The following is a 254-nucleotide window of genomic DNA, read 5'->3' on the forward strand; positions in this document are numbered from 1 at the left end:
CGGAGCAGAACGGCGGCGCGCTGGTAAACCGATTCGATCCGCGAAAGATCCAGAAGGAGCTGGACACGCAGATGGAAATCACTCAGGGCTTCGACGATAACCGCCAACAGTTCAAGGCCGAGTTGTACCAGAACCTGCTTCAGAAGCGGGCCGAGGCACGCGAGATCCGCATGGCCAATGGCGGTGTGGACACGCAGGAATCCAAGACCCTCGATCAGCAGGCGGACAAGCTGAAGAAGACCATCGCGAAGGTG

The 254-nt window shown here is 59.1% G+C and carries 1 protein-coding gene; it reads left to right on the forward strand.

Going from position 1 to position 254, the window contains the following annotated elements:
• Positions 1-71: 71 nt before the first annotated feature.
• Positions 72-254, forward strand: a 183-nt coding sequence (locus SB773_RS33255) for a hypothetical protein (RefSeq protein WP_410594710.1), incomplete at its 3' end; no start/stop codon positions are given.

Source organism: Bacillus sp. SIMBA_074 (assembly GCF_046534555.1).
GTDB classification, from domain to species: Bacteria; Bacillota; Bacilli; order Bacillales; family Bacillaceae_G; genus Bacillus_A; species Bacillus_A mycoides.